The organism is Flavobacterium gyeonganense, from assembly GCF_029625295.1.
GTDB lineage: Bacteria > Bacteroidota > Bacteroidia > Flavobacteriales > Flavobacteriaceae > Flavobacterium > Flavobacterium gyeonganense.
On sequence record NZ_CP121112.1, the window covers coordinates 2,265,877 to 2,286,457 of the forward strand.

General features: G+C 34.6%; 19 protein-coding genes. 11 read left to right on the top strand and 8 right to left on the bottom strand.

The window, feature by feature from the left end:
- Positions 1-5 precede the first annotated feature (5 nt).
- The 7 genes from P5P89_RS09840 to P5P89_RS09870 form a co-directional block, all read right to left on the bottom strand.
- The gene (locus P5P89_RS09840) at positions 6-506 is read right to left on the bottom strand and encodes a DUF4280 domain-containing protein (protein WP_180908714.1); all 501 of its coding nucleotides are present in this window, start codon (positions 504-506) and stop codon (positions 6-8) included.
- A gap of 12 nt (positions 507-518) precedes the next feature.
- Positions 519-1,685, bottom strand: a complete 1,167-nt coding sequence (locus P5P89_RS09845) for a LysM peptidoglycan-binding domain-containing protein (RefSeq protein WP_278011752.1) — start codon at positions 1,683-1,685, stop codon at positions 519-521.
- A 119-nt stretch (positions 1,686-1,804) separates the two neighbouring features.
- Entirely contained in the window at positions 1,805-3,490 is a 1,686-nt protein-coding gene (locus P5P89_RS09850; protein WP_278011753.1) for a sodium/sugar symporter, read from the bottom strand.
- Positions 3,491-3,749: 259 nt separating this feature from the next.
- Positions 3,750-4,766, bottom strand: coding sequence for a UDP-glucose 4-epimerase GalE (galE, locus tag P5P89_RS09855; protein ID WP_278011754.1), 1,017 nt, complete (start codon positions 4,764-4,766; stop codon positions 3,750-3,752).
- A 1-nt stretch (position 4,767) separates the two neighbouring features.
- Positions 4,768-5,817 (bottom strand): UDP-glucose--hexose-1-phosphate uridylyltransferase, encoded by a 1,050-nt coding sequence (locus P5P89_RS09860; protein WP_278011755.1) that lies wholly within the window; start codon positions 5,815-5,817, stop codon positions 4,768-4,770.
- A 2-nt stretch (positions 5,818-5,819) separates the two neighbouring features.
- Positions 5,820-6,986 (bottom strand): galactokinase, encoded by a 1,167-nt coding sequence (galK, locus tag P5P89_RS09865; RefSeq protein ID WP_278011756.1) that lies wholly within the window; start codon positions 6,984-6,986, stop codon positions 5,820-5,822.
- A gap of 33 nt (positions 6,987-7,019) precedes the next feature.
- Positions 7,020-8,066 carry an aldose epimerase family protein gene (locus tag P5P89_RS09870; RefSeq protein ID WP_278011757.1) on the bottom strand — a complete coding sequence of 349 codons (1,047 nt, stop codon included), beginning with the start codon at positions 8,064-8,066 and terminating at the stop codon, positions 7,020-7,022.
- A 102-nt stretch (positions 8,067-8,168) separates the two neighbouring features.
- On the opposite strand from P5P89_RS09870, the gene P5P89_RS09875 reads away from it, so the two are divergent.
- From P5P89_RS09875 to P5P89_RS09885, 3 genes are all read left to right on the top strand, one after another.
- Positions 8,169-9,167 (top strand): GntR family transcriptional regulator, encoded by a 999-nt coding sequence (locus P5P89_RS09875; protein WP_278011758.1) that lies wholly within the window; start codon positions 8,169-8,171, stop codon positions 9,165-9,167.
- A 110-nt stretch (positions 9,168-9,277) separates the two neighbouring features.
- The gene (locus P5P89_RS09880) at positions 9,278-9,946 is read left to right on the top strand and encodes an FAD-dependent oxidoreductase (protein ID WP_278011759.1); all 669 of its coding nucleotides are present in this window, start codon (positions 9,278-9,280) and stop codon (positions 9,944-9,946) included.
- Complete coding sequence (locus P5P89_RS09885; protein WP_278011760.1) at positions 9,943-10,335, top strand: NAD(P)/FAD-dependent oxidoreductase; 393 nt, start codon at positions 9,943-9,945, stop codon at positions 10,333-10,335. Before P5P89_RS09880 ends, P5P89_RS09885 begins: the two co-directional genes overlap by 4 nt.
- Positions 10,336-10,557: 222 nt before the next feature.
- Here the strand turns inward: P5P89_RS09885 and P5P89_RS09890 are convergent, their stop codons facing one another.
- On the bottom strand, positions 10,558-11,247 hold the full coding sequence (locus P5P89_RS09890) for an NUDIX hydrolase (RefSeq protein WP_025570941.1): 690 nt from the start codon (positions 11,245-11,247) through the stop codon (positions 10,558-10,560).
- Positions 11,248-11,800: 553 nt separating this feature from the next.
- Here P5P89_RS09890 and P5P89_RS09895 point away from each other — a divergent pair.
- The 8 genes from P5P89_RS09895 to P5P89_RS09930 all read left to right on the top strand — a co-directional run bounded on the left by P5P89_RS09895 (position 11,801) and on the right by P5P89_RS09930 (position 20,566).
- Positions 11,801-13,345 (top strand): alpha-N-arabinofuranosidase, encoded by a 1,545-nt coding sequence (locus P5P89_RS09895; RefSeq protein ID WP_278011761.1) that lies wholly within the window; start codon positions 11,801-11,803, stop codon positions 13,343-13,345.
- 123 nt (positions 13,346-13,468) lie between these two features.
- Entirely contained in the window at positions 13,469-15,160 is a 1,692-nt protein-coding gene (locus P5P89_RS09900; RefSeq protein ID WP_278011762.1) for a ribulokinase, read from the top strand.
- The gene (locus P5P89_RS09905) at positions 15,144-15,845 is read left to right on the top strand and encodes an L-ribulose-5-phosphate 4-epimerase (protein ID WP_007808585.1); all 702 of its coding nucleotides are present in this window, start codon (positions 15,144-15,146) and stop codon (positions 15,843-15,845) included. The genes P5P89_RS09900 and P5P89_RS09905 overlap by 17 nt, the downstream gene beginning before the upstream one ends.
- A 191-nt stretch (positions 15,846-16,036) precedes the next feature.
- Positions 16,037-17,545, top strand: a complete 1,509-nt coding sequence (araA, locus tag P5P89_RS09910) for an L-arabinose isomerase (RefSeq protein ID WP_278011763.1) — start codon at positions 16,037-16,039, stop codon at positions 17,543-17,545.
- A gap of 110 nt (positions 17,546-17,655) precedes the next feature.
- A complete protein-coding gene (locus tag P5P89_RS09915) occupies positions 17,656-18,837 on the top strand; it encodes an aldose epimerase family protein (protein ID WP_278011764.1) in 1,182 nt (393 codons plus the stop codon).
- Positions 18,838-19,004: 167 nt separating this feature from the next.
- Complete coding sequence (locus tag P5P89_RS09920) at positions 19,005-19,376, top strand: hypothetical protein (protein WP_278011765.1); 372 nt, start codon at positions 19,005-19,007, stop codon at positions 19,374-19,376.
- 55 nt (positions 19,377-19,431) lie between these two features.
- Positions 19,432-19,824 (top strand): hypothetical protein, encoded by a 393-nt coding sequence (locus tag P5P89_RS09925; RefSeq protein ID WP_278011766.1) that lies wholly within the window; start codon positions 19,432-19,434, stop codon positions 19,822-19,824.
- An 85-nt stretch (positions 19,825-19,909) separates the two neighbouring features.
- The gene (locus tag P5P89_RS09930) at positions 19,910-20,566 is read left to right on the top strand and encodes a hypothetical protein (RefSeq protein WP_278011767.1); all 657 of its coding nucleotides are present in this window, start codon (positions 19,910-19,912) and stop codon (positions 20,564-20,566) included.
- Positions 20,567-20,581: the final 15 nt, after the last annotated feature.

Below are 20,581 nucleotides of genomic sequence, written 5' to 3' on the forward strand. Positions count from 1 at the left end.
AAAAATTAATTGTTAAAAATTAGACCTTCATGTTTAGCCTCATTAGTATACATTTCCCTAACATCCACCATTGGGTTTACGAGGTTATGCACCATGGGCTCTGCATTTTTAAAATTTTGCTCTCCAGGTTCTGCAGTTTGTCCGTGATCTGTAATTTCGATACAATCCGGAGCTCCCATGGGACAGGTTGCTTTGCTGTTTTCCAGGAGTATTTTGCCTTGGTTGCTAAGGGTTACATTTTCATAAAAACCGCTCCATTTTGTTATTACAGCCTGACAAGGCAAAAAGCTATTGCCCGCTGGTTGTTTTTTGCATTTGCCAAAGGTGTTTTTTTCTAAAGTCTGCCCAATTTCTTTAGTGGTAGCAATTAGTTTTTCTGACCCTTCCTTATCATTTCCAAAATGTTTTTTGTGTGATTTGACCTTAATTTTATCCGTTTTTGAAGGGTCTTCACTAAACTTGCATTTGCAGGTAGCCCCCTGGACTACAAAATGTTTTTCGCTCATAATTTAGGTTGTTTAAAATTGCCACCACTTTTTTTGAGGCTGGGTTTCTTCAATAAATAATTCCTGTTTCGGCGTTGCACTGATTTCTTTACGTTCGTTTAAGTTCGCAATCGAAACCGAGTATTTCTGCGGGACATCGAGTTCTAAATCGCAGGATATAAAAATGCTCTCGGGAATATAATCCTCAGGGTTTAAAAAATATTTTGCCCTGTAGCTGCCAACAGCTTTTTGTTCTGAATATTCTTTTACGGGTATTTGCAGTTCGTTTTCAAAGTCGGTTTTGGTGCGGTCATCACAGAGTTTCCCGTTAATGTCCATCACTAAAAAATTATCGACATCCAGACGGTCGTCTACTTTTTGATCAACGAAATATTTTATATTTTCAGTTTTGGCAATAAGAGGGAAATCAATTTCCTTCTGAATTGATAATGAAGGAGGATATTGCGTATGGATTCCATTAAAAAAGGCATTTAAAAACCAGTCTTTTGAAAGGGAAATATATAAGGAATCACTATCTTCTAAATTTCTGTCGTAAAAAGACAGGTATTTTTCGACATGATCACCTTTATAATATTTTAGGATTTGTTTTTTGGTTTCCTGCCAGCGTTCTTCAATCTGGCTAAAGTTATTAATGTAAACCCATTTTCCGTTTTGGTCAACCACAACCAATAAAGGGTATAGGGCAGCAGAAGCTTTTTCGGCAATTTCTTCGGCCATGGTACTGGCAGCGGTATCATTAATATAAATTTTTCCGATACGGGTCACTTCAAAAAAGTAATAACCGTTTTCGTTTTTTGCTTTCCATTCAACACTCATCTCCTGTTTTATGGTATGCGTTTCCAATCCGTTTTCTATGGTATACAGTACACCATACGAGTTGCTGACTTGTGCATTATTCAAAGACATTTTGAAAGAAGCTTCATGAAAAACTATTTTTTTACGGTTTTTTTCTTTTTCCTCATCAGAAAGTTCTATTTCGGGAGGTGGCAAAATAAGGTATTCAAGCCACGATGGAAAATCAGCTTCAATCAAATCCTGTAAAGGACAAAATTTATTATGGTAAGCCCTAAGCACATAACTATCTATGCCTAATTTCTTAGCAACACTCCTAAGTGTATCGCCTTTTTTAATCGTATAAGTTAAATAATCCGTATAAGAAGGCTCGGGAATGTAGGACATATATTTTTGACATTTGGGTTGTCAAATATATGTTTTTTCTTTCAAATTATTTGTATGATGTAAAAAAAAGACTGCCTTTTCTGAAGCAGTCTTTTTTGAAATTTTATAAAAATATAATTTTACCAGAACTTAGCGTACAATGCAGCTATAATCAATAATGTAATTACAATTAGTACAGTAGTTTGTGGTTTTAATTTAAACATTTGTGTATCCAATTCGAATGCTTTTGGATTAACTTTTGGTCCTGCAAAACTTATGGCAATCATAAGGATCATAGTGAATACAAATGACAATCCCATACAGATATGGAACGGAATTTCAAATCCACCTTTTCCGTTAGGCCAAGCCGTATATAATAACGTTTCATTTCCGAATAATGCAGGAGCAAATTCATTAAATAAAACAGATAATAAGAAACCTGCAATTACACCTACTATAGCAGCTGTACCTGTAGTTCTTTTCCAGAACATACCAAGGAAGAACATCGCAAATACACCAGGGCTAATGAATCCGGTATATTTTTGAATGTATGTAAATCCACCAACACCACCAATTCCTAGTAAGTCATTCCATGTGAATAAAACAGCCAAAAGCATCGCTGCGAAAACAGCATAACGGCCGATGTTTACCTGATGTCTGTCGCTGGCACTTTTTTGGATGTATTTTTTATGAACGTCTAAGGTATAAATAGTAGAGATACTGTTTACTTTACCTGCTAATGATGCCACGATAGCTGCCGTTAAAGCGGCTACAGATAATCCTTTTAAACCTGTTGGGAGGAAGGTTAACATCGCTGAATAAGCTCCGTCTTTTCCGCCAACTAATTGTGGTAAGTCACCATTTTGATATAAAACATAAGCTGCAATACCAGGCAACATTACGATAAGCGGCATTAATAATTTTAAGAAACCTGCAAACAAAATACCTGTACGGGCAGTTTGTAAGTCAGCACCCAATGCTCTTTGCGTGATGTATTGGTTACAACCCCAATAGTTAAGATTGATAATCCAGATACCTGCCAAATAAGACATTAATCCAGGGAAAGTCAAATATTTATCAATTTCAAGTTGAGAAGAACTTGCAGTAGGTCTGTCAATGATCATTTTAAAATGTTCAGGAGCTTTATCCATTAATAAGTTAAAACCTGCAAGAGCATCTTTTCCAAAACCAAAACTTTCAGCTACAACAGTCAAAGCAATGTAAGATGTCACTAGACCTCCAATAATTAAAACCGCTACCTGAATAACATCTGTATACGCTACTACTTTCATTCCTCCTAAAGAAATAATTAAAGCAAAAACTGCCAAACCAATCATAATAGCATGAAGATATTCTCCTCCCGCTAATCCATTTATCGCAACTGCTCCTAAATATAAAATAGAAGTAAGGTTTACAAAAACATATAAAAACAACCAGAAAACCGCCATGATTAAGGCCGTAGATTCATTGTAACGTGTTTTTAAGAATTGTGGCATGGTGTAAATCTTATTTTTAAGATATACAGGAATAAACCAAACTGCTACAATAATTAATGCAATAGCAGCAAGCCATTCGTAAGCAGCAACAGCAATTCCAAGGAAGAAGCCCTCACCACTCATTCCAATGAATTGTTCTGCTGAAATGTTTGAAGCAATTAATGAAGCTCCAATTGCCCACCATGTAAGGGTTCCTTCTGCAAGGAAATAAGCCTTTGCATCGTGTTCGTTTTTTTCGCGCTTGCGATAGATAATGTATCCATAAATGGACACAACGAGAAAATAGATAATAAATACTGCATAATCTGCAAAAGCAAGGTTCTGGCTCATTTGTTAGTAATATTTTAAATTAATATTTAGTGATTTTTGATAGTTTAAATTTTATGAATGTCAAAAATAGTTGATAGTGGTTGCGAAACTAAGTAATTTATTCTTTTAATTCGAAAAAAATACGATATGTATTTTAATTCTGCTATTTTTTTAGCAAATCTAAAATCAAAAATAAAGTAAAAATAGTTACGGACAACACAAATAAATGTGTTTTTTACATTTGTAACAAAAAGATACAATTTGTATATTTTCTTCAGACTTATTGTTTTCTGATTTTTTGTTCCCATTTCCAGGCACTTGCAATGGCTTCATCAAGACCTAATTGCGTTTTCCAGCCCAGAACATTATTGGCTTTGTCTGTATTTGCATAGGCTTCTGTTACATCACCTTCTCTTCGTGCTACAATTTTATAAGGTAATTTTTGTCCGCTTGCTTTTTCGAATGCCTTAATTACTTCTAAAACAGAACTTCCTTTTCCGGTTCCTAAATTGAAAATCTCCAGTTTCTCTGTATTGGTTTTGTTTACCAGTCTTTGCATGGCAATAACATGTGCTTTTGCAAGATCTACGACATGAATATAATCACGAACACAGGTTCCGTCAGAAGTAGTGTAGTCATTTCCATAAACTGCTAATTCTTTGCGTAATCCAACACCTGTTTGAGTGATAAAGGGTACTAAGTTTTGTGGGACGCCAAGTGGTAATTCGCCAATTTCGTTTGATGGATGTGCACCAATCGGATTAAAGTAGCGTAATAATATAGCGTTAAGATTGCTCACTTTAGTCACATCGGTAATGATTTCCTCACCAATTTGTTTGGTATTTCCATAAGGAGACATTGCTGGCTGGATAGAAGTAGATTCTGCAATTGGCATCTTTTCGGCCTGACCGTAAACTGTACAGGACGAACTAAAAATAAAGTTTGCTTCGGGTTTATTGTTTAATTCCTGCAAAATGTAAACTAACGAGTTTATATTGTTTTCATAATATAACAAAGGATTCTGAACACTTTCTCCCACAGCTTTTGAAGCGGCAAAATGAATAACGCCTGAAACATCAGCATATTTTTTGAAGAAATCCTGAACAGCAGTTTTATCCCGTAGATCAATTTGTTCAAAAAGTGGTTTTTTACCTGTAATTTTTTCGATACCATCTAACACTTCAATTGAAGAATTAGAAAGATTATCAATTACGATTACTTCGAAATTTTCGTTTTGTAATTCAACAACGGTGTGTGAGCCAATAAAACCTAACCCACCTGTAACGACTATTTTCATCTTATTTATTTTTATAATGTATATCCGATTGTTCTCTTAAAACGGCAGCACTTTTTTCAGGAGTAATATCACGTTGTGATTCGCCCAGCATTTCGTATCCTACCATGAATTTTTTTACTGTAGCAGAGCGCAACAAAGGCGGATAAAAATGCATGTGAAACTGCCATTCTTCATGAGATTGTCCATCTGTAGGAGCCTGATGGATTCCTGATGAGTATGGGAAAGAAGTGTTGAAAAGATTGTCGTATTTCGTAGTCAGCTGTTTCAGAATAGTGGCATAAGAGGTTACTTCTTCTGCTGTAAAATCAGTAATTTTGGTAATATGTCTTTTGCTGATAATCATCGTTTCGTATGGCCAGATTGCCCAAAACGGAACTAATGCTGCAAAATGATCATTTTCGATTACAATGCGTTCTTCTTTAATTAATTCAGCCTTAAGATAGTCCTGTAAAAGATTGCGGTTGTTTTTAATAAAATAATCTTTTAGGTTTTTTTGGGTTTTTTCAACCTGTGTCGGCAACGATGACTGAGCCCAGATTTGACCGTGCGGATGCGGGTTGCTGCACCCCATAACACTTCCTTTATTTTCAAAAATCTGAACATGGTTGATATAGTCGATATTGCCTAAATCTGTATATTCTTTTTGCCAGGTACGAATGATATTTTCAATACCTTCAACTTCCATTTCAGGTAAAGTAAGATCGTGTCTTGGTGAAAAACAAACCACTCTGGAAATTCCTCTTTCCGGCTGGGCCTTAAAAAAAGTTTGTTTGATGTCGTCTTCGTACATGATTTCATCCTGCTTCATGGCTGCAAAATCATTTTCAAAAACAAATGAACTGTCGTAATTCGGGTTATTTACACCATTAGCACGAACATTTCCCGGACATAAATAACAAGTCGGGTCATACTCAGGTAATTTTTCTGTTGAAATAGCTTCATTCTGACCCTGCCATGGTCTTTTTGCACGATGAGGTGAAACTAAAACCCATTCATTTAGTAATGGATTGTAACGTCTGTGCGGATCTTCGTTAATATCAAAATTTCTCATTCTTAATTTGTATAAAGTGATGTTCCGTTTGAGACTTTCACATCATAAATTTTTAAATCAATTCCAAATGTATCAAAATAAAGGCTGGTAAATGCTTCTTTTACTCTGTTTTCGTGCCCTTTTTTGATTAAAGTGATCGCGCAGCCTCCAAAACCGCCACCCATTAATCGGGATCCGATTACACTTTCTTCTTTTTTAGCCTGTTCAACAATGAAATCCAATTCAGGGCAACTCACTTCATAATCTTTTGATAATCCGTCATGGGTATCAAAAAGCAATTGGCCTAAAAGTTCAATATTTCCATTGTCTAAAGCCTCACAAGCCTGAGTAACACGCAAGATTTCTTTAACTACAAAATAGACTCTTTTAAAAACCACTTCAGACATTTTATCCTTCAGACTTAAAACCTGTTCTTCAGTACAGTCCCTGAACGTTTTGATTTCCGGAAAATGATTTTTGATGATCGAAAGTCCTTCTTCACATTCTAGTCTTCTGTTGTTGTACTCTGATGTAAAAAGGGAGTGTTTTACATTACTATCAAACAAAACCAGCGAATAATCTTTGAAATCAGCATTGTGATATTCAAATTCCAGCGTGTTGCAGTCTAATTTTATTACCTTATTTTCAAGTCCGTGAACGCTTGAAAACTGGTCCATAATACCACAATTGATGCCTACCCAGTGTTCTGCTTTTTGCCCCATCAGAGCAACATCAACTTTCTCAATTTTCAAACCGAATAATTCTTTGATTCCGAAAATCATTCCGCACTCTAAAGCTGCCGATGATGATAATCCTGAACCAACCGGAATATTACTGCTGAAAACACAGTTGAACCCTTCGAAAGAAAAACCATTGTCCTGCAATTGTTTGATAACGCCAAGGATGTAATTTGTCCAGACTACATCGCTTAATTTGATTTCCCGAGTCAGATCAACTTCAAATTCTTCATTTAAATCGATGGCGATAATTTTAGATGTTTTCGAATTGCTTTTTTCAAAGGCAAAACAAATGATCTTATCAATTGCAGCAGGTAAAACATAACCGTCATTGTAATCGACATGTTCGCCGATAATATTGATTCTTCCTGGAGAAAGTACAATTTTTTGAGGAGCTGTCCCGAAAGATTTCTCAAAAAAAGCAGTGGTATTCTGTATTAAAATCTCGTTCATTATTTTTAATTTTCTGAATTGTTTGGTATAATTTTAATTTATATTTTCAAATCTATAAATAGTAGTCTGCTGATATTCGTCTCCCTTTTTTAAAACAGAATTAGGAAAATGACTGTGATTTGGAGCATCAGGGAAATTTTGGGTTTCAAAACAAATTCCGCTTATGGGAGTATAATTTGCATTTTCTTTTCCTCTCAGAATATTGAAACAATTTCCGCCAACATAGATATGAACGCTGGGCTGATCTGTGTAAACGCTCATCTTTAAATTGTTTTTCGGACTCATTAACTGAGCTGCCATTAGTGCACATGAATTAATAACAAACGAATTGTCAATAGAAGCCGGACAGTTTTTTCTGTTTCTGAAATCGAACTCATGACTGTCGAGAGCAGTGAATTTTCCGGTTGGAATACTCTCATTATTGGTTTCCAGAATAGTATCCGCGTCAATAAACATTTCCTGATCGAGTACATCCGAATCATGACCATTAAGGTTGAAATAACTGTGATGGGTTAAATTTATAATGGTGTCTTCTGTAGAGGTAGCTTTATATTCGAGTTTTAATTCGTTTTCTTCGGTTAAGGTATAGGTTAAAAAAACCTCTAATTCACCTGGATAGTTTTCTTCTAAATCTTCACTGATCAGATGAAAAGTTACCGACTGGTCTGTTAAATCAGTGACATCCCATATTTTTTGACCAAAACCGGTATTTCCTCCGTGCAAAGCATTTCCGTTATTGTTTCCTGCCAGTTGAAATGTTTTATCATTTAAAGTAAAACGACCTTTGCTGATACGTCCTGCATAACGACCGACAGTTGTGCCAAAATAAGGTCCGCTAGGCAAATTATAGGATGCAATATAGTCCTCGGGATTGTCAAAGCCCAAAACGACATCTGTCAGTTTTCCATCTGTAGCAGGTACTTTTAATGAAGTTACAGTCGCACCATAGTTCGTAAGCTGTACTCTCATTCCATTTTTATTGGTCAGTTCAAAGCAATAAATTTCTTCGTTATCAGGGGCTAAACCAAACAATTTGCAATTAGAGTAATCTTGTAAATGCGATATATGCTTTAAATTCATGTTATTTTTATCAAAAGTGAAAATTCAAAATTATATATATTTTCGTTTTTTGTATACCAGTACCTACCAGTTTTTTGTATATTGCCAAAAAAATCTTTTTGTATGAGTATTATTTCGATTCAAAATAATCTGGGTTTGCCAAAATATAAACAGATAATTCTTTCAGTTGAAAAAGCAATTGATGAAGAAAAGCTAAAAAAAGGGGACAGGCTTCCTTCTGTAAATAAAGTCTGCCTGGCATTTTCCTTATCTCGCGATACGGTTCTCCAAGCCTACGACGAACTTAAAAAAAGGGGAATAATTTATGCTATTCCGGGCAAGGGCTATTATGTTAAAAGTGTTGAAACCAGTATCAAACAGAAGATTTTTTTGCTTTTTGATGAACTTAATATTTTTAAAGAAGACATTTATAATTCGTTTTTAAAAAGTATTGGAAAAAATGTTCAGGTCGATATTTTTTTCCATCATTTTAATGTACCGGTCTTTAAAAAATTAATAAATGACAGTAATGGTAATTATACCAAATACATTATCATGCCGACCAACCTCACAGGTATAATTGAAACCATAAAAACCCTACCAGTAAACGAAGTGATTATCCTGGACCAGACCAATGCCGACTTAAAAATGTATCCTGCTATTTATCAAAATCATCAAAAAGATATTTTTGAAGGTCTTTTAAAAGGAAAATCAAGACTAGGCAAATACAAAAAACTGATTTTAATTTTCCCGGGTTTCCGTGAGCCGTTAGGAATGAAAACCGGATTTGAAAATTTTTGTGCAGGACATAATTTTGATTACGAAATCATTACACAATTTACCGATCATGTAATTGCTATTGGAGATTTATATGTGATTCCAAACGATCGTGATCTGGTTGGAGTAATCGAAGAAGCCCGGAATCACAACCTGAAATTAGGAACCGATTTTGGGATTATTTCGTATAATGAAACTCCGCTTAAAAAAGTTGTGGCGCAAGGAATCACGACTATTTCAACTCATTTTGAAGCTATGGGAAAAATTTTGGCAGAGATGGTCATTAAAGGAAAGAATGAACAAATAGAAAACAAATCTTCGCTGATTATGCGAAATTCACTTTAAGATCAGGATAATATTTTTTTGAAATTATAAATAACGGGTTTTGACGATAAATAGAAAGTAACCAAAATTTTGTTTTTACTTATGATTCCTTTAGTTTTGGAAAAAAAACAATGAAAGTATTTGATGTAGCCATCATTGGAAGCGGTCCTGCCGGAGCTTCTGCAGCTTTTGAATTATCGAAAAGCGGAATTACGACTGTCATAATTGAGAAAGAAATGCTGCCAAGATATAAAACCTGTGGTGGCGGTCTGGTGCACAGAGGAAGAAACAATATTCCTTTTGATGTTTCATCGGTTGTTGAACAAGAATTCTACGAAGTCGATACTTATTTTTCAAATACAAATATCAAACTCACTACAAAAAGAGATAAGCCCATCATTAGCATGATTATGCGTGATGCTTTTGATAATCTGATTGTAGAAAAAGCAAAAGAAAACGGCGTTACTCTTTTGCAAAACCATAAGGTTAACAGTATTACTTTCGGAGAAACTCAGACAATTCATACTTCTGAGGGCGATATACAGGCAAAATTTATTATTGCAGGTGATGGAGCATTAAGTCCAATAGCTAAAATGGCAGGCTGGCAGGAAACCCGGACTGTTATCCCGGCTTTAGAATATGAGATTGAAGTTCCTCCGGCAGATTTTGAAAGGTTATCAAAAAATGTCCGTTTTGATGTAGATGCGATTCCGTCTGGTTATGGCTGGTGCTTTCCGAAAAAAATCATTTATCAGTTGGTGTCTGCATTTTGGCTAAAGCGAACCAGAAAATTGATTTGAAAAAATATTATGCAGACTATTTAAAAACGTTAGGAATTACAGAAATTGTAAAAGAAGACGCCCACGGATTTGTCATTCCGGTTTCTCCAAGAACGGATACTTTCGTCAAAAAAAATGTTTTTTTAATTGGCGACTCAGCAGGATTTGCAGATCCTGTATTGGCTGAAGGAATTTCAAATGCCATATTAAGCGGAGTCTTGGCAGCGCAATCTATTATAGAAGGTAAACTTGACCCTGTTAGGTCTTCAGAGTTGTACCATGAAAAATTAGAAAAGAGCATTTTACCAGAAGTAAAAGCGGGAATCACTTTAGCCAAAATTTTTTACAGCAAAAAGTATTGCGCAATTTTGTTGCCAAAAATTATGGTGCTGTTTTATCCAATGCCATGACAGATATTTTTATGGGAACCAGAACTTATCCTAAAGATTACAAAAAGACTATACGTGAAAAAATTAAGGGGGCTATTTTTTAATAGTTATAACTATTGAGAAGTTTCTAATTCTTTAAATCAAACATTTCAAACACCAAACAAAAACCCTGAAAGATTTTTGGCTTTCAGGGTTTTTGTTTTTAAGAAATTGAGACTTAAAAGCCTAAACATATAGTTTGTTTTATAAATTCAGGACAAAATCGTTAAGTAATTTTTCCTCGTATTTTTCTTTATTGAACGTATATAAATAAGATCCTTTTCTGGAAGACTGCATGTCTTTTTCATCCAGTTTATTTAAAATTTCCAAAGAATTAATCTTACTGATAAAGTTACGTTTGTCTAATTCCTTGCTTAAAATTGCTTCATACAATTCAAGCAATTGTCGCATCGTGAATTTTTCAGGCAGTAATTCAAATCCAATTGGTTTTATCGAAGTCCTGTAACGTAACCTTTTAATGGCATGCTTAACCATTTCGTTGTGGTCAAAAATAAGGTTAGGGGCATCTACAACGCTAAACCATTCTGCATGATAGTTTTTAATGAGTTCTGTATTATGGTTTTCAATATTAATGAGTGCATAATAAGATACAGATATAGTCCTGTCGACTGGGTCACGATCTATTTCGCTATAGGCGTGCAGCTGTTCCATATAGATATCCTGCAGTCCGGTATAGGTACTCAAAATACGAATGGCGGCATTGTCTAATATTTCATCACGTTTTAAGAATCCGCCAATTAAAGACCATTTTCCTCTCTCAGGTTCAAAATCTCTTTTAATTAAAAGTATTTTTAATCCCTGATGATCGAAACCAAAAATGATACAATCGACTGCTAATAAAACCTTATCCGCAGAACTATAACTATTTAACATATACTGTAATTTGGGAGTAAATATATAAACTTCCTAATAGGTTTCATAATTTATTAATGTAGATAGAACACTTAATTCATTATGGTCAATTAAAAGTAGTAATTATTATAATGGCTTGTGATATTTAGATCCATAATTATTAAGTAAAGATGTTTGGGATAATCTCATGATTAATAAAGCTTTTTTATCAAAAGCTATAAAGTACATCTTTTTAATTTCTTACAAAAGATATAAAATTATTAAAACTAAATTTTTATGTAATAAGTCATATTTTTCTCCAAAATTATCTTTATTCATAAAAAATTTATGCTACCGGTTGTGTTTTTAGAATAAAAAATAACATTTGAATGTTTGATTTGAAGTTTAATTATGAAATATGCTCTAATTGTACAGTTATTTTATCATATCAATTTGTTTTTAAGCTTTTTTTTATTTAAATTTACAAATGTTAAAAAGACACTTAATGAGTATTTTTATTAGATTACTACTCAAAAGTTAGAAAAAATGGGTTAACAGCTATTCTTTTAAAAACTACAAAAACCAAGAAAAAACCATGAAAAAAAACCTTCTATTTTTATTTGTTGCACTTTCTTTACAAACGATTTCTGCACAAAACCAAACCACAATAATTGCCATAAAAAATGATGCTGGTGCTCCAACTATCAACAAAAATATTTATGGGCATTTTGCTGAACATTTGGGACGCTGCATTTATGGAGGTTTTTTTGTGGGAGATACTTCTAAAATACCCAATACTAAGGGAGTTCGAAACGACATTATTGCGGCTTTAAAAGATTTAAAAATTCCAAATCTAAGATGGCCTGGAGGTTGTTTTGCTGATACCTATCACTGGAAAGACGGAATTGGCCCTCAGGAACAAAGACCAACAATTGTAAATAAATGGTGGGGAGGTGTGACTGAAGATAATAGTTTTGGAACTCATGATTTTTTGAATATGTGTGAAGTTCTTGGAGCTGAGCCATATTTGTCAGGAAATGTAGGAAGCGGAACTGTTCAGGAATTAGCTGACTGGGTTCAGTACACCAATTTTAGCGGTAAAAGTCCGATGAGTGACTTACGCAGAAAAAACGGAAGAACAGAGCCATGGAAAGTTAAATTCTGGGGAATCGGAAATGAAGCGTGGGGCTGTGGAGGAAATATGACTGCAGAATATTATGCAGGTGAATATAGAAAATTTGCCACTTTCATGTCGGATTGGGAAAATACCGGAGGGATTACCCGTATTGCATCAGGTTCTAATGGTTCAGATTACAACTGGACTGAAGTCATGATGAAAAACATTCCTCTTAATATGCTGGGCGGTTTGGGTGTACACCACTATGCTGTAATCGACTGGAACAAAAAAGGTGACGGTGTAGATTTTACGGAACTACAATATTTTCAAACTATGAAATCTGCTTTGAAAATGGAAGAACTTGTTACCAAACATGCCGCTATAATGGATAAATATGATCCTGAGAAAAAAGTAGCCATGCTGGTTGACGAATGGGGCGGATGGTATGAAGTAGAAAAAGGAACAAATCCAGGATTTTTATATCAGCAAAATACGATGAGAGATGCGGTTTTGGCCGGAGCAACCCTTAATATTTTCAATAATCATGCAGACAGGGTTCGTATGGCAAATTTAGCACAGTGTGTGAATGTGTTGCAGGCTGTAATTCTGACTGATAAAGCTAAAATGATTACAACACCAACGTATCATGTCATGAAATTATATGCGGTTCACCAGGATGCAAAATTATTACCTGTAAGTTTTCAGTCACCTTTATATACAGTTAATGGGGAAACCCTTCCGGCAGTATCAGCTTCTGCTTCAAAAGATAAAAATGGAGCGGTTCATATTTCTTTAGTAAATGTAGATTCTAAAAATAAAAATAAAATTGAAATAGATATAAAAGATCTGGGAGTTAAAAATTTCACAGGGTCTGTAATTACATCTTCAAAGCTACAGGATTACAATTCTTTCGATACACCAAATAAAATTGTACCAGTCATTTTTAAAGGTTTCGAAAATAAAAAAGGGAAACTGGAGATTACCATTCCGCCTTTCTCAGTGGTTGTTTTAGAAGGAAAATAGCTCAATATAATATGATGTAATTGATAAAATTATTATAAAAAATAGTAAGTTAATTTTATTAAGTGTTTTTTGTACACTTATAGAGTAATTATATTATATTTGTCGTCATTAAATGAATTTGAAATGAAAAACTATGTTATAGGATTAGATTACGGAACAGATTCTGTTCGTGCAGTGCTTATAGACACTGAAAACGGACAGGAACTGGCATCAAATGTTTCTCATTATAAAAGATGGAAAAACAAACAATATTGTGACGCTTCTATAAATCAGTTTCGTCAGCATCCTCTGGATCATATTGAAGGACTGGAAATTACCATTCAAAATGTTGTTAAAGAAAGTAAGGTTGATCCTGCTGCCATAAAAGGAATCTGTATTGATACCACAGGGTCTTCTCCGGTTCCGGTTACAAAAGATGGAATTCCACTGGCTTTGACAAAAGGTTTTGAGGAAAATCCAAATGCAATGATGGTGTTGTGGAAAGATCATACTGCCATAAATGAAGCAAACGAAATCAATGAACTGGCAGTAAGCTGGGGCGGTGAAAATGTAACAAAATATGTGGGCGGAATCTATTCATCAGAATGGTTTTGGGCAAAAATCCTGCACATTGCCAGAGAAGATGAAGCCGTAAGGAATGCAGCCCACACCTGGTTAGAACACTGCGATTTAATGACCTATTTATTAATTGAAGATAAAGATTTAAAAACATTCAAAAGAAGCCGTTGTGCAGCAGGTCACAAAGCTATGTGGCACCAGGACTGGAACGGACTTCCTCCTGTTGAATTCTTAGAAAAACTACATCCATATTTAGCTGCACTTCGTGGCAATTTATACGATGAAACCTATACTTCAGATTTAGTAGCCGGAAAATTGAGCAAAGAATGGGCAGACCGTTTAGGACTTACGACAGATACAGTTGTAGCTGTTGGGACTTTCGATGCACATTCAGGAGCAGTTGGGGCTAAAATTGGCGAAAATACATTGGTTCGCGTAATGGGAACTTCAACTTGTGATATTTTAGTTGGTTCTTATGATGAAGTGGGTACCAAAAACGTTCGCGGTATCTGTGGTCAGGTTGACGGATCTGTGATTCCGGGTTATATTGGTCTTGAAGCAGGTCAGTCTGCTTTTGGCGATTTATTGGCCTGGTACAAAGAATTGCTAATGTGGCCAACAGAACAGTTATTAGGTGCTTCATCAATTTTAAACGAAGCTCAAAAAGAACAATTAAGAGAAGAATTCAGTGATAAATTAATTATCGAATTAACAAAAGAAGCTGAAAAGATTCCATTATCTGAAAGTGTGCCAACCGCTTTAGACTGGATCAACGGACGCAGAACCCCGGATGCGAATCAGGAAGTAAAAAGTGCCATTTCAAACTTATCTTTAGGATCAAAAGCGCCTCATATTTTTAAAGCTTTAGTGAACGCAATCTGTTTTGGATCTAAAAAAATCGTGGATCGTTTTGAAGAAGAAGGTGTAAAAATTGACAGCGTTATCGGTATCGGTGGTGTTGCCCGTAAATCACCTTTCATCATGCAGACTTTGGCAAACGTTTTAAACAAGCCAATTAAAGTAGCCCTGTCAGATCAGGCTCCGGCTTTGGGAGCTGCAATTTATGCTGCTGTTGCTTCCGGAATTTATCCAAATGTAATTGAAGCCAGTCAAAAAATGGGAAGTCGTTTTGAAAGTGAATACACTCCGGAACCTGAAAAAGTGTCTGCTTACAACAAATTACTTTTAGCATACGATCAACTAAGCAGTTATGCAGATCCATCTATTAAAATTACAGAAAATGAGTTCTCTTTATAAAGATTTAAAACAAGAATGCTACGAAGCCAACATGCAGTTAAATGCGTTGAATCTGGTAGTGTATACTTTTGGAAATGTAAGTGCAGTTGACAGAAAAAATGGCGTTTTTGCCATTAAGCCAAGCGGTGTTCCTTACGAAGATTTAAAGCCTGAAGATATTGTAATTGTTGATTTTGACAACAATATTATCGAAGGAACTATGCGTCCGTCATCAGATACTAAAACGCATGCTTATTTATATAAAAACTGGCCTAATATTGGGGGAGTTGCTCATACACACGCAACGTATTCAGTAGCCTGGGCGCAATCTCAGCAGGATATTCCAATCTTCGGAACTACACACGCAGACCACTTAACAGCTGATATTCCGTGTGCTCCGCCAATGGCAGATTCTTTAATTGAAGGAAACTATGAACACAATACGGGAATTCAGATTCTGGATTGTTTCAAAGAAAAAAATCTTTCATACGAAGAAGTTGAAATGGTTTTGATCGGAAACCACGGTCCGTTTGCCTGGGGAAAAAATGCAGCAAAAGCGGTTTACAACAGTAAAGTTTTGGAAGTAGTAGCCGAAATGGCGTACCTGACTTTACAAATAAACCCGAATGCACCACGATTAAAAGATTCATTGATAAAGAAACATTACAACCGTAAACACGGAAAAGATTCGTATTACGGACAATAGAAAATTTAGTTTCAGGTTTCAGGTTTTTTAGTTTCAGGTTATTGGAACGCTGAACTTGGAATCTGAAACTTAAAAGAAAAACAAATAATAAATAACAAAGATTTTCAGTATTTCAAAAACTTGAATAGACAGTCCTGATCGAAAAGGAGAAGCAAACTTGAAACCTGAAACTTGAAACAAAAAATAACAAAATGATTGACATTTCTCAAAAAGAAGTTTGGTTTGTAGTAGGAAGCCAGGAATTATACGGTGAAGAAACACTAAGAAAAGTAGCAGAACATTCTCAGATAATAGCAAAAGGATTAGGAGAATCGTCTCAAATCCCTGTAAAAGTGGTTTATAAGGATGTAGTAAAATCACCAGCTCAGATTTTAGATGTTTGCTTAGCGGCAAACACCACTAAAAACTGTATCGGTCTTATTACCTGGATGCATACATTTTCACCGGCAAAAATGTGGATTGGAGGATTGAGTATTTTGAAAAAACCATTATGTCATTTACATACACAATACAACGCTGAAATTCCATGGGGATCTATCGATATGGATTTCATGAACCTGAATCAATCAGCTCACGGAGATCGTGAATTTGGTTTCATCATGTCCAGAATGCGTAAAAAACGCAAAGTGGTTGTAGGACACTGGGAAGACGAAAGAGTACAGAAAAAATTAGGTATCTGGACAAGAGTAGCTTTAGGATGGGACGAGCTTCAAAACCTGAAAGTAGCCCGTATTGGAGACAATATGCGTGAAGTTGCCGTTACGGAAGGAGATAAAGTGGAAGCTCAAATTCGTTTCGGAATGTCCGTTAACGGATATGATTCTTCTGATGTTACCAAGCATATTGAGAAAGTTACTGATGCCCAATTAAATGATTTACTGGCAGTTTACGAAGTTTCTTATAAGTTAACGGATTCTTTAAAAGAAGGCGGAGCGCAAAGAAGTTCATTAGTAGAAGCAGCAAAAATCGAATTAGGATTAAGAGCTTTCCTTGAAGAAGGCGGTTTTGGAGCTTTTACAGATACTTTTGAAAACCTTGGGGCATGGAAACAATTACCGGGAATCGCTACACAAAGATTAATGGCAGATGGTTATGGTTTTGGTGGTGAAGGTGACTGGAAAACCGCTGCAATGGTGAGAGCATTAAAAGTAATGAACGTTGGTCTTGAAGGAGGAACTTCTTTCATGGAAGATTACACGTACCACTTTACACCTCAAAAATCATACGTTTTGGGATCACACATGTTGGAAATTTGTCCATCTATTGCTGACGGAAAAGCGTCTTGCGAAGTACATCCTCTTGGAATTGGTGGAAAAGAAGATCCGGCTCGTTTGGTATTCAACTCACCTGCAGGAGAGGCTATCAATGTTTCATTAGTGGACATGGGGAACCGTTTCCGTTTAATTGTAAACGAAGTGGTTGCGGTTAAACCAATGGCTGAATTACCAAAATTACCGGTTGCACGTGTATTATGGGATTGCAAACCAAACCTTGATATTGCAGCTACAGCATGGATTTTGGCAGGTGGAGCACACCATACGGTGTACAGTCAGGCAGTTACAACTGAATTTATGGAGGATTTTGCAGATATCGCCGGAATTGAATTGTTGGTGATTGATGAAAAAACCACTATCAGGGATTTTAAAGATAAAATTAATGCTAATGAAGCGTACTACCATACGTTTCAGCACGGATTATAATCTGGTCCAAAGCCGAAGGTCATAAAGTCATAAAGATTGGTTAACTTTGAATCAATGGGCTTTAAGACTTTCGGCTTTAAGACTTTACTAACTTAAAAAAACCAGTATTTATGAATGTATTAAAACGTTGTGCTTTCGGAATTACGATAATCGGTTTGACAGCACTTTCTGTTCAATGTAAAAGTGATAAAAAAATGGAGTCGAACACAACTCAAAACGCAAAAGATTCTGTAACAATTGTAAAATCGGATTACGGAACAACTCCAAAAGGAGAAAAAATTGAAAGCTACAAGCTAAAAAACCAAAACGGAATGGAAGTCGATATCATCACTTTTGGTGGTATTATCACAGACTTAAAAGTACCAAACAAAGATGGCGTTTCTGAAAATGTAGTGACAGGATTCAATTCCCTGGAACAATACATGAAACCTAATCCGTTTTTTGGCGCTTTAATCGGACGTTTCGGAAACCGAATTGCAAAAGGTAAATTTACATTAGATGGTAAAGAATATACATTAGCAATCAATAATGCTCCAAATGCACTGCACGGAGGACCGGAAGGTTTTTTCAGAGCTGTATGGAAAGCAGAAGAAGCGAAATCAGGAGAAGCAGCAGTCTTGAAATTATCTTACTTAAGCAAAGATATGGAAGAAGGCTACCCTGGAAACTTAAAAGTGATTGTAACCTATACGTTAACAAAAAACAACGAACTGGAAGTACTTTACGAAGCAAGTACAGATAAAAAGACAGTTGTCAATCTGACACAGCATACATATTTTAACTTATCAGGTGATTTCTCTAAAACGATTTTGGATCATGAACTTACTTTGAATGCGGATAAAATTGTTCCGGTAGATGCTACTTTAATCCCGACTGGTGAATTGCAGGATATTGCCAACACGCCATTCGATTTCAGAAAGCCAAAATTAATTGGAAAAGATATCGATGCTAAAGATGAACAATTAATAAGAGGAAAAGGGTACGACCACTGCTGGGTACTGAATAATCCTGAAAAAGGAAAAACAGTTATCGCAACAGCTTACCACCCTGCAAGCGGAAGAGTTTTAGAAGTTACCACAGACGAACCTGGAATTCAGTTCTACTCTGGTAATTTCCTTGACGGAACTTTACCAATGCGCAACGGCGGAACTTATGCTCACAGAACAGGTTTCTGTTTAGAAACGCAACATTACCCGGATTCTCCAAACCAGAAAAACTTCCCAACGACAGTTTTAAATCCGGGCGAAAATTATAAAACGAAAACAACATTTAAGTTTTCAGTTAAAAAATAAGTTTAATCAGTTTTGTTAGTTCAAAAAACCTCGAAAGTTGTGATTTCGGGGTTTTTTTGTTACTTGAAATAAATTTTTTTGACATTTTAAATCAATTTTTACCAAGATTGGTTTGCATATTACTTTCTTATATTTGATATGATTTTTAACCTAATAAAAAACTAAACATGAAAGTTATTGTTAGTGGAGAATATAGTAATGATTTGAAGATTCAATTTACACAAGGAACTTGGAATTTAACAATCTTTACTCTTTTTGAAAATCAAAATGTTGTTGCTGTTGATTTTCCAAGAGATCCAACTTTGTTTAGATTGTCAATAAAATATAATTCTAAAAAGTATTATTTTGAAAACATACTATATGTACGAAATCCTAATTTAGATAACTTAAAATTTCATTTCTATAAAGAATGCAATCGTACTTTTTGTAGAATTGAATCTGAAATTGTAACAGAATTAAATAAAGAAATTGTGCTCAATTCACTTCCTGAAGATTTGAAAGAATTAAAAAACACAATAGAAAATTTCCAAATTTATTAATGTTTCATTATGCTATACTTTTTGAAAAACATAATGCCAAAAATTAAAGTACAATATGAATATTGACTTTGGACTTTATATAATTTTTATGATACCATTATTTATAGCTGGTTTTCAAATCGAAAAATTAAATCAAAAAATTAAATCAAAAAAGAGTATTTATTACTTGGATATCTATTGCAGTTTTATTGATATTATCAGAATTATGATTGAGGATAATTCTAATAATAAAATGAGAAATATTAGCTACTTTGGTTCTCAAATGCTTTTCATTTTTTTAATTATTCAAAAGTTAACAAGAAATATTTATTTCAAAATATTTAAAAGAGAACCGGAATTTGGGAAATTTCCAAAATATAAAATTGATTATCTCTATACATTTTCAATATCTATTGGAACAATGATTTTGCCTTTTATAATTGATAGTTATATATTTAAAAAGTTCTAAACAACCAGTTATTCAAAGCAAAATTAAACGAGATTTCAAACTCAAATTCAAACCAATTATTTTCAAATTTTACAACAAATCACAAATGAATGAAAATTACTCGGTATTCAGAAAATATCCAACATTAGAACAAGTCAAAGATTTAGAGAGCTTATTAAACAAGAATGATATTGCCACAGAAATAGCTGATAATATTCCGCCTGTTGATTCTTCATTTTCTGGGAGCACTTTACAAAATCAATATGAAATAAAAATACAATTAACAGATTTTGAAAAGGCGGAAAAGGTTTTGGATGAAAACGCTGAAAATTTAATCGATCAGATAGATAAATACTATTATTTATTCAGCTTTTCAGATGATGAATTGTATGAAATACTTTTAAAAGCAGATGAGTGGAATGAATTCGATTATAAGTTGGCGCAAAAAATCTTAATACAAAGAGGCAAATTTGTTGATACAGAACTACTCAAAGCTTTGAAAAAACAGCGGATAGAGTTATTGGCTAAACCGGAAGAGAATCAGAAATCGTGGATTATTGCAGGTTACGTTTTTGCAGTACTTGGTGGTTTTTTAGGTATTTTAATTGGTTATTCCTTATGGACTTCGAAAAAGTCTTTGCCAAATGGACAAAAAGTTTATTCTTATAATGAGAAAGACAGAACCCATGGAAAAAACATTTTTTATATAGGATTGATTATTCTTCCGTTTTATGTAATCATAAGGATTTTAGCTCAATTGTAAATGATTCGCTTGTGT